This is a genomic window from Exiguobacterium sp. s183, from assembly GCF_018617655.1.
Classification (GTDB): domain Bacteria; phylum Bacillota; class Bacilli; order Exiguobacteriales; family Exiguobacteriaceae; genus Exiguobacterium; species Exiguobacterium aestuarii_A.
Map to the genome: position 1 here is coordinate 18,389 of NZ_JACSKN010000011.1, position 8,961 is coordinate 27,349.

Annotated in this window: 13 protein-coding genes; 7 read left to right on the plus strand and 6 right to left on the minus strand. The window is 48.5% G+C overall.

The window, feature by feature from the left end:
- The first annotated feature begins 37 nt into the window (after window positions 1–37).
- Window positions 38–511, plus strand: coding sequence for a hypothetical protein (locus KNP62_RS15150; protein ID WP_214697041.1), 474 nt, complete (start codon window positions 38–40; stop codon window positions 509–511).
- 3 nt (window positions 512–514) lie between these two features.
- On the plus strand, window positions 515–1,093 hold the full coding sequence (locus KNP62_RS15155) for an NADPH-dependent F420 reductase (protein ID WP_214786305.1): 579 nt from the start codon (window positions 515–517) through the stop codon (window positions 1,091–1,093).
- A 56-nt stretch (window positions 1,094–1,149) separates the two neighbouring features.
- Here KNP62_RS15155 and KNP62_RS15160 read toward each other — a convergent pair.
- Window positions 1,150–2,504, minus strand: a protein-coding gene (locus KNP62_RS15160) for an IS3 family transposase (protein WP_214786308.1) whose coding sequence is annotated in 2 segments (ribosomal slippage) — window positions 1,150–2,051 and window positions 2,051–2,504 — 1,356 coding nt in all. Because the reading frame shifts where the segments join, the coding sequence is not laid out codon by codon here.
- 76 nt (window positions 2,505–2,580) lie between these two features.
- Window positions 2,581–2,916, minus strand: a complete 336-nt coding sequence (locus KNP62_RS15165; RefSeq protein WP_214697039.1) for a TM2 domain-containing protein — start codon at window positions 2,914–2,916, stop codon at window positions 2,581–2,583.
- 104 nt (window positions 2,917–3,020) lie between these two features.
- Between KNP62_RS15165 and KNP62_RS15170 the strand changes: the two genes are divergently transcribed.
- Both KNP62_RS15170 and KNP62_RS15175 read left to right on the plus strand, forming a co-directional pair.
- Complete coding sequence (locus KNP62_RS15170; protein WP_214786310.1) at window positions 3,021–3,179, plus strand: hypothetical protein; 159 nt, start codon at window positions 3,021–3,023, stop codon at window positions 3,177–3,179.
- Window positions 3,176–3,574, plus strand: a complete 399-nt coding sequence (locus KNP62_RS15175; protein ID WP_214786311.1) for a hypothetical protein — start codon at window positions 3,176–3,178, stop codon at window positions 3,572–3,574. The genes KNP62_RS15170 and KNP62_RS15175 overlap by 4 nt, the downstream gene beginning before the upstream one ends.
- A 36-nt stretch (window positions 3,575–3,610) precedes the next feature.
- On the opposite strand, the gene KNP62_RS15180 is transcribed toward KNP62_RS15175, so the two are convergent.
- Window positions 3,611–4,846 carry an MDR family MFS transporter gene (locus KNP62_RS15180; RefSeq protein WP_214786313.1) on the minus strand — a complete coding sequence of 412 codons (1,236 nt, stop codon included), beginning with the start codon at window positions 4,844–4,846 and terminating at the stop codon, window positions 3,611–3,613.
- A gap of 100 nt (window positions 4,847–4,946) precedes the next feature.
- Here KNP62_RS15180 and KNP62_RS15185 point away from each other — a divergent pair, with 100 nt between their 5' ends.
- Window positions 4,947–6,572 carry an ABC transporter substrate-binding protein gene (locus KNP62_RS15185; RefSeq protein WP_214786315.1) on the plus strand — a complete coding sequence of 542 codons (1,626 nt, stop codon included), beginning with the start codon at window positions 4,947–4,949 and terminating at the stop codon, window positions 6,570–6,572.
- Window positions 6,573–6,583: 11 nt separating this feature from the next.
- On the plus strand, window positions 6,584–6,985 hold the full coding sequence (locus KNP62_RS15190) for a hypothetical protein (RefSeq protein WP_214786317.1): 402 nt from the start codon (window positions 6,584–6,586) through the stop codon (window positions 6,983–6,985).
- Between the two features lie 77 nt (window positions 6,986–7,062).
- Here the strand turns inward: KNP62_RS15190 and KNP62_RS15195 are convergent, their stop codons facing one another.
- The 3 genes from KNP62_RS15195 to KNP62_RS15205 all read right to left on the minus strand — a co-directional run bounded on the left by KNP62_RS15195 (window position 7,063) and on the right by KNP62_RS15205 (window position 8,541).
- Complete coding sequence (locus KNP62_RS15195; RefSeq protein ID WP_214786319.1) at window positions 7,063–7,494, minus strand: hypothetical protein; 432 nt, start codon at window positions 7,492–7,494, stop codon at window positions 7,063–7,065.
- A 125-nt stretch (window positions 7,495–7,619) separates the two neighbouring features.
- Entirely contained in the window at window positions 7,620–7,829 is a 210-nt protein-coding gene (locus KNP62_RS15200) for a YdiK family protein (RefSeq protein WP_214786321.1), read from the minus strand.
- Window positions 7,830–7,845: 16 nt separating this feature from the next.
- Window positions 7,846–8,541 carry a CPBP family intramembrane glutamic endopeptidase gene (locus KNP62_RS15205; RefSeq protein WP_251125745.1) on the minus strand — a complete coding sequence of 232 codons (696 nt, stop codon included), beginning with the start codon at window positions 8,539–8,541 and terminating at the stop codon, window positions 7,846–7,848.
- Window positions 8,542–8,839: 298 nt separating this feature from the next.
- Here KNP62_RS15205 and KNP62_RS15210 point away from each other — a divergent pair.
- Window positions 8,840–8,961, plus strand: a 122-nt coding sequence (locus KNP62_RS15210) for a helix-turn-helix domain-containing protein (RefSeq protein WP_214786325.1), incomplete at its 3' end; no start/stop codon positions are given.

The window sequence follows — 8,961 nt, forward strand, 5'->3', positions numbered from 1 at the left end:
GCGCGTCATGTTTTCTACCTTAAAGGAGGAATTTTTCATGGCTAAAAAGGAAAAACAACCGTATCACATCGTCACGTTCACGTTCCCAGAAGAGGCCATCTCGTATCAGGCGTTCAGTAAACTGAAAAAGTACCATTCGGATGGGCTCGTTGGTTTTGAACAATTGGTCGTCATCAAGCGTGAAGAAAACGGGGCGTTCTCGTTTGAGGATGCGGCGCAGCTCGCACCCGTCAACAAGTCGACGAAAGGTGCGCTCATCGGGATGGCGGTTGGAATCCTCGGTGGACCGTTCGGAATTTTATTCGGGACACTCACAGGTGGTCTCATCGGCGGTACGAAAGACGTGAAGCATATGCAAGGTATTCAAGATACATTCAAACGGACGGTCGGTAACATCGAACCCGGTCAGACCGGCGTCATGGCCATCGGGGAAGAATTTGACCCATCGATTTTAGACGGGCTTGCAGAAGAGTATGGAGGAACGGTCACACGGACAGACGAGGAGTTGTGAGATATGAAACTCGGAATCTTAGGTGCCGGGAAAGTCGGGCGCACGCTCGGAGAGCAGTTCGAGCAAGCTGGGTATGAAGTGTTGTACGGAACACGGACTGAGCGGGAAGGGACGTTGACGTTACAAGAAGTCGCCTCAGCAAGCGATGCCCTTCTGCTATGTACACCATTTGCTGCAGCGGTCGACCTGCTGCCGACACTTGATGGACTGAATGGGAAAGTGTTGATTGATGTGACGAATCCGATCGCCATCGAGTTTAACGAAGTCGAGCGACCGGACGGGGTGTCGGGTGCGGAGTATTTGCAGCGGCTCGTTCCCGATACGAAAGTCGTCAAAGCGTTCAACCAGACGGGCGTCGAGAACTTAGGTAATCCGGATGGTTCTGTCAGGTTTGTCGCAGGAGATGATGAAGAAGCGGTGCGACTTGTCGTCGAGCTATCGAACAAGATCGGCTTCGATACGCATCCGCTCCATAGGTTGAAGCTTGCCCGTGAACTAGAAGGGTTAGCGTGGCTATGGATTCATTATGCGGTGAAAGAACGGAAGACACGGGACTTCGCATTCTACTTAAAAGAACAGTGAAAAACGATCGGGGCGAGTATGAAGTGACCCCTAAAAGTTAGACACGGTTATTTCATCTAGGCTGCGTGAACGAACTGGGTTCGGTATTGTACCGGACTCAGTTTTAATTTTGCCTTGATTCGTCGTGTGTTGTAATAATCTATGTAGTTACCGAGCTCGATTTTGAAGTGATCGATACTCTCAAAATGCTTAAGATAAAGGAATTCGGATTTCATGATTCCGAAGAAATTCTCCATCACTGCGTTGTCATGACAGTTACCTTTACGAGACATGCTCTGCACAATACCTTTCTCTTTGAGGGTATGTCGGAACTGACGCATTTGGTAATGCCATCCCTGATCGGAATGGATCAGGAGCTGATGCTCCTCAGGCAATTTGGACAGGGCGTTCTCCAACATCTCTGAGACGAGTGAATACGTCGGTCTTGAGCCGATGGTGTAGGTGATGATCTCTCCGTTGAACAGGTCTAGGACAGGGGACAGGTAGAGCTTCTCCCCGAACAGTTTGAACTCCGAGATGTCGGTCACCCATTTCTCGTTCGGGGCGTCCGCCTTAAAGTCTCGGTCCAGGATGTTGTCTGCGATTTCCCCCACCGCCCCCCGATATGATTTGTACTTCTTCAGGCGCACGAGACATTTCAACCCCAGTGCTTTCATGAGGCGTTGAACCCTCTTGTGGTTCACTTTCTGTCCCCGATTCTGGAGTTCGTCACGAATACGACGATAACCATATCGCCCCTCATGTTCATCATAAATCGCTTGGATCTCTGCCTTCAGACCCGTGTCCGGGTCTGGTCTCCCGATTTTCTTCACCAGCACGTAATAGGTGCTACGTTTGATCCCCGCGTATTCAACGAGCGCCTTCACCGGATATTTGTGCCTTAATTCATAGATGACCTTTACTTTGTCTTCTTTGGTAACGTTCCCTTGGATCGAACTAAGGCGTTCAACTTTTTTAGATACTCGTTCTCCATCCGCAGACGGTCGATTTCCGCCTGGAGCGCTTCTGAAGACCCCTCTGCGGGGACTCGACGCTTCTCATTACCTGTCTTATCTTTCATCGGTGGCCGCCCTTTCTTCTTAGGAATGAGCGTGCCCTGCCCTCCGGTCCTCAGTTGCCTCTCCCATTTCCAGACTGAGGAGGGAGAGGCGATATTGAAGATCGCTGCCGCTTCGTTTGCCGACACGCCATTCTCTTTCATGTATTGAAGTACGTCCAGTTTAAACTGTGCGGGGTAAGTTGTATAGGGTTTGGAAAAGGCCATCGGCCCATGATGATCGAACTGCTTGACCCAGTTACGCATCAGAGTCGGGGATATCCCTAGGGATTTCGCGATGCCATTCATACTATCCGTCCCTTCACGATAGGCCATGACGGCGTTTAACTTTTGATGAGTAGTAAATTTAGTCATAAAAAAACTGCACCTCCAATTGTTAGATGTGTCTAACAATTGGGGTGCAGTTCAAGTAGCCTCGATCGTTTTTTGATTAGAACCCTGTGTAGCGGTCAGAGCGTGTTTGCAGTAGCTCGATCGTCTCACGTTCGATTTGTTCGACTTCGCGCTGTTGCCAACCTGGCATGAGGAACGCATCGACGAGTGCCCAGATTCCTGTGATGATGGCACCGAAACCGAGCGTCAAGACGACGAGGAGGACCATCGCAATTCCTGACCCAATCTTTTTGAAATAAAAGCGATGTGCACCGAGTGCACCGAGGAAAAACCAAAGTAAGTACGCGACGAGTAAGCTGCGCTTGCGCTTCTCGACTTCGCTGTTGACGAGCTGCATTTCTTCCGTCGTCAAATCCATGCGTGACACATTCATCGGATTTCAACTCCCTATCCATAATTGTTATAATAAGTTCGGACTCTAGTATATCGGAAAATGGATTTGTTTCCATGATTTCCTAAAAAGAAAAGAGGTTTGCTATGCTTTTTCCGATTTTGACGTTCATCGTCGCGTTTGTTCACGTCGTCGGTGGGGCGGTTGTGCTTCATCAATATCCACAATATAAGCGTATGGCCATCGGGGCAATCGTACTCGGGTTCGTCTACGGCGGGTTGACCGTGGCGGTGATTGGATTATGAAGTGGAAATCAAACGGATCACTTCGTTCGCGTCTTCAAATGAAGAGCGGCTATCAGTTAGGGACATACTTATTTTTAGGTCTCATCATTTTTGATTTACTTTTAGGCGACGTTCCAAGAACCTCTTTTGCGATGTATGCCTTGTTCTTTTACTTTTGGCAACGGGAGCGTGTAGAAAAAGAAGAGAAGGGGTTAGCCGAGAAGATGAAGCGGAAGTCGGATGAGTGGACCATCACACTTGTCGTCTTGCTTTGTTTAGTAGGCTATGTCGCCTCGCTAGGCTTACAATATCCATCTGTTTCGTTGCTCGAGCTGAGCATTTACGGCTTCTCGACAGTCTTCTGTATCCGGGCGTTGACATTGATTTATGCCATGCACCAAGAACAGCTCGATTAAAACCCATCCCTTCGCATGAGAAAGGATGGGTTTTATTTAGGAAGCCGCTCGTCGTAGGACGAGCTTTTCTTTTACATAAATTCCGCTAAAGACGAGGAAGCAGCCGAAGCTGACCAACAGTCCGATATAGACGCTCATCATGAACGGTGTGAGAAGCGATCCGATCAAAATCGTCGAGCGCGATAAGAAGTCGGCACCGGCGAACGACGTCCCGGCAAATGCTGAGTACGCACCACGTCGGTCTTCTGGCATCATGTTCGCCTTCTCCGTGTTCAATACGGGTGAGTACAACAATTCCCCGAACGTGGCGATGAGCATGAAGCCGAGGAGGAGCATCATCGAATTCGCACTCGTGATGACCGCGTAGCCGATTGTGTACAACGCGAGTCCGCCGAGTAGCGTGTGTTTATTTGAGAAGCGTGAAGCGAGACGTTGAATGAAGAACGTCAATGCGACGACGATGAGCGTGTTCTCGATTTGAATGAGGCTCATCATCCGCACCCCGTTGATCGTCCAGTCTTCGAACGAGAGCGGTTTAAATGAATCGGCGAGTCGGACGGCGACGTAACTGCCCATCGAGAACTCGGCAGCGAGAATACACATCGAGCCGAAGACGACTTTGACGAACGGGCGGTCACGCCAGGCGATTTGATAGCTTTGGAACACGTCGACGAAGACGAGCTTGAGCTTTTGTGAGGTCCACGTCTGTTTCGTGTCTTCAAGGAAGATAGCGTACGCGATCGGCAACATGCTCGACGTGAACGTCAAAATCCAAAATAGTAACAATTGATTGCTGACATAGAGCCAGCCTCCGAGCGCCGTCCCAATCGTGATCGATAAGTTGATCAACCAGTAATCGAGCGCGTATACGGCTTTTCGGTTCTCCGGCGTCGTCGCATCGATGATGATCGCGCTCATCGCCGGCCGACCGAGGTTATTTGTGACCGTGAAGATCGTATAGGCGATCATGAAGACGATCATTTGGTCGAACTGGAGACTGAGCGTCATGACGAGAAACATCGATGCTGTGAGGCTAGCCGTCAACACGAGGAGTCGCTTCCGTGAAAATTTATCAGCGAGGTATCCCCCGATTAACCCGATGACGTATCCGAGACAGACGAGCGAGACTAAGAAGACACCCGCAATCCATTCATTGAACGCTTTGACAAAGAGAAGTGCCATGAACGGCATGATGGCGAATGAGACCGAACGATTAAAAAATGATGTCACGAGTCGTACTTTAATTGGCTTAGGTATATCTTTCCATTTCATCTTGTCACCTTCCATTCTGTACCTGTATGATAAACAAGACAATGGATTTGAAAAATGGACGACATGGGGAAATGATGTCCACTTTTAAGGGGGATGCGACGTGGATGCATATTTATTTCGTTTGTGGAAAGAGTGTCGGGACGGAGCGTACATGATTTCCGATATGGCGGAAGCCATTCATTTAAGCCCGAAACAGACGAAGCGCCATTTGGCAAGATGGCAAGAAGAAGGATGGCTCACGTATACGAGCGGACGCGGTCGCGGGAATTTGACGCGACTTGAATGGCTGCGACACGTGGAGCGCGACTTGGCGAAACAGCTACTCGAACGCATGGAGAAAGAGTCGGTCGAAGCGGTGACGAGTCAGTTGGAATGGGACTGGTCGCCTGCGCAGGCTGGTCGGTTCATGCGTCAGCTCGAGAAAAAGTTCGGTTACGTCCAAACATCGAGCGATGCGCTCATCATTCCGCGCCGTCGTCACTTTTTGACAACACATCCGCTTGAGGCGGCTGACATTCATAGCGCCCACCTCGTCCAAAACGTATTCAATCGTCTCTTCATGATTGATGCGTCCGGAGAGGTCACAGGAGAGCTTGCCCATCATTACGAATGGCAAGGAAGTACGCTCGTCTTGTTTCTTCGAAAAGGCGTCCGTTTCCATGACGGGTCGCTCATGACGAGTAAAGACGTGACGAAGAGTTTACGCACACTCGTTCAGTCGGACGTGTATCGCTATATGTACCGGCATGTCCGGCATATCGCATCGAACGGCACGTATCGCGTCGATGTCACGCTCGACCGGCGCCGAAATTCCTACATCCCGAAACTGTCGATGATTCATACGAGCATCGCCAAAGGGAGCGTTGGGACAGGACCGTTTCAATTGGATCGCCATGACAAGGAAAAGACAATCCTCCTCGCCTTCGAAAATTATTTTGGGGTGCGGGCGCTCCTGGACCGGGTCGAGTTTATCAAAGTGCCGGACGGATATGATCCGACGTATCGCATCTCATCAAGAGATTCCAAAGAGACCGGACACATCTCGACACCGTCCGGATTCGGGCTTGTCATCTTAAACAGTCATCCGAATAGTGTGTTCGCTAATGAAGAGGCGAGGCATTATATACATCGCTTGATTGCGGAGATTCGTCCGGAGATTGGGACGTTGAATGAGCGAAGAACACCGAACGACCGAGGGTTTCTCGGTTCGCTGAGTGAGACGTATGATGTTCCAAAAGGGGCACCCGTCACGTTCGACCGTCCGATACGAATCAAACAGACGGACTATACGAACGATACGACCGACTGGATTTCCGAGATGTTGACGCGTCATGGGATTGCCTATGAGTTCGTACCCATCAGTTTCAAAGATTCGATTCACGACAAAACGTATTATGAATACGTCGACCTGGTCGTTCACGGGGAAGTGTTCGAACGGAACGTGACGCTCGGCTTTGAACAGTTCATGACGAACGAATACTCGCCGCCGCATAAGGTGTTCCCTTACATGGAGGGATTAGCGGAACGAATCGAACGGTATGACGACTTGCCATTTGAGGACTGGTTGTCGTTGCACCGAGAAATCGAGCGCGAGTTGAAAGAGAAGTCGTACTTCATTCCGCTCTATAACGAGGAGCGGACGATTCCGTTCCCGGTCGAGCTAAAGGATGTCTGTGTCGACTTGTTCGGTTATTTTGATTTTGCAAAACTATGGATTCCGTCGTAAGGAGGGGTATGGTGCGTAAGAAGTTACTCATTGGGTTCATGATCTTTTTTGTAGGACTGTTTTTATTCGCGCTATGGGATGGTGAGTTCGTCGCCTTGTCAATCACAGGCCTAGGATTTGCGATTTATGGTTATCGACACGAAGAAATTGAAAAGCTTGAGGAAAAGGTGACGAAGAGAATTATGAGACAAGTCGATGCGACACTCATGAACATCACGATTTACGGTTTGCTGGTCATTGGCGTGGTCATCAATTTCTTCTTGGATGAACCACAAATCTCATTGATTGATGCCATTTATGTCGCATTAGGTGTGTTGTTTGGTCTGCGTGGACTGCTCATTCGGAGTGTCTATCAAGAAGAAATACAGGATCAATCGAAAGTGACAACTATAAGTAAAACCCCGAGCTCGTAAGACTCGGGGATGGTGAAAAAATAAAATGAATTTCTCGTATCGTTTCAATAATCAGGAACGCAATAATTGATCTTGATTCAGGCACCAACGATTAAAATGATACGGCCTTCTTCTAGGGCAAGGGATTTAATGTTTCCAACCTTTACTCTTTGAAGGATTCCCATCGTAGTCAAATCTAGAGTGAGAGTGCGAGCATCATAGGAAATATAGGGATCATGGTTTAAAAACATAGCGTTGAACATCTCCTTGTCAGTTGGTTCAACGCTGACAACGGAGAAAACAATTTTTCGTCCTAAGGCTTCTTTAGGTATAACTGTTAATTTAAAACGTACATCTTTTGAAAAAAAGGATACTCCAACTTTTTTGGTTCCACTTAAGATGAGTTGTCCTTCCGTCACTGCCACCGTGACATCCGATAGTTCTTTGATTTTTGGACCTATAAAAGATTGAAGTAATGATGCCTCGACTGGGACAGTAACCGCTAAGTTATTCACAAGATTTTTAAACATTACACCAGCCCCCATTTCCATTTTATACTTAATAATGTAATTATAATCATGCGGGGCGAATTAGTGTTCAATATCTGCTGTAAGAGGTCAATAAAAACCCCGAGTTCATAAGACTCGGGGTTTCATTATGCGGATTTGTCCGTGCCTTCTTTTTTGACTTTTCGGGCAAGTGTCAGGATTTGATACACTTTGAAAAAGTCGTAAGCGGCGACGGCGATGATAAAGTACGTCCAAAAGCTGAAGCCGTACTCTTGTACCGAGAAGTACGCGAGGACGGTGAACAACACACCGAACGAAAGACTAAAGAGCAACATCACTTTTAATTGTCGCGGCATAACTGCCACCTCATTTCTACATTAAAAATAATACGAGCATCACGAGCGCGTTGTTGAACGCGTGGATGGCGATTGGCACGATTAATCGTCTCGTTTTCGCATACGCGTATGAGAACGCGAAGCTCATCGCAACGTATACGAGGAATCGATTGTCTTGGTGGATGAGCGCAAACAGGATCGAACTGACCGCAAAGGCAATCCAGAACCCGAAGCGTGCGTTCAAGTTTCCGAATAAAATATGACGGAAGAGAATCTCTTCGATAATGGGTCCGAGTAACACAACCGGCAAAATCATGAGTGGAATGACTTCCACCATATCGGCAATGTTTTGTGTGTTCATCGACTCGACCAGTTCACCCGAGATGGCCGTCTCAATCAAGTTCGCCACGATGACAAGTCCATATTGCATCAAAATCCCGAGCCCGATCCATTTGACCGTGTCGTTCAAGTTCGACTGAATGCCTTGCGCCTTGTATTGTTTCAAGTCCGGCCAGATGAGTAAAATCGACAGAACAATCGTCACACCAAATCCGATGGCGAGCCAGAGCCCGACGAACGTTTCCGTCAGCCATTCCGGTCTTACTTCGCTGATGACGAGCGGGAACAACTGAACGAACGCATATAGTAAAATCGGGGTGAGGTGCCGGAGACGAATGTTAGGCGCCATCGAAAAACGGGTATTTATCGATTGGTTTGAGTTTAATGTAGCCAATTCAACACGTCCTTAATCATAAGAATGAACCTACCTTTTTCTCATTGTAACAAATAAGTTCTCTTGACCGCGAGTAAGAGCATTTTTTAACTAAATAAGGCGAGAATTCTCCCTCCTCTAAGCGTCTCAGGGTGTATCCCGGCGTAGGTGGGGGATGAATCGCCCGGTCCAAAACTCTTTTTCCCTGTGACAGATATGACGAACAGAAGTTCGTGATTCTGTCAGATTCTCCCTCCCCCTCCGTGGGTATCGGATGAGGAGGACACATCACGATCTTCTGGAGGGAGGAGGGATAGATATGCTGAAAGGCTACACATACAGGCTCCATCCGACGCCGGCACAGGCCGAGTTCCTCATCAAGACGATCGGCTGCGCCCGGTTCATCTACAACAAGCTGCTCGAGGACCGCATCGCCATCCG

Bases quoted from the DNA above. Each gene is read 5' to 3' on its own strand.
- KNP62_RS15150 (WP_214697041.1), top strand. From the start codon at position 38: ATGGCTAAAAAGGAAAAACAACCGTATCACATCGTCACGTTCACGTTC.
- KNP62_RS15155 (WP_214786305.1), top strand. From the start codon at position 515: ATGAAACTCGGAATCTTAGGTGCCGGGAAAGTCGGGCGCACGCTCGGA.
- KNP62_RS15165 (WP_214697039.1), bottom strand. From the start codon at position 2,916: ATGAATGTGTCACGCATGGATTTGACGACGGAAGAAATGCAGCTCGTC.
- KNP62_RS15170 (WP_214786310.1), top strand. From the start codon at position 3,021: ATGCTTTTTCCGATTTTGACGTTCATCGTCGCGTTTGTTCACGTCGTC.
- KNP62_RS15175 (WP_214786311.1), top strand. From the start codon at position 3,176: ATGAAGTGGAAATCAAACGGATCACTTCGTTCGCGTCTTCAAATGAAG.
- KNP62_RS15180 (WP_214786313.1), bottom strand. From the start codon at position 4,846: ATGAAATGGAAAGATATACCTAAGCCAATTAAAGTACGACTCGTGACA.
- KNP62_RS15195 (WP_214786319.1), bottom strand. From the start codon at position 7,494: ATGTTTAAAAATCTTGTGAATAACTTAGCGGTTACTGTCCCAGTCGAG.
- KNP62_RS15200 (WP_214786321.1), bottom strand. From the start codon at position 7,829: ATGCCGCGACAATTAAAAGTGATGTTGCTCTTTAGTCTTTCGTTCGGT.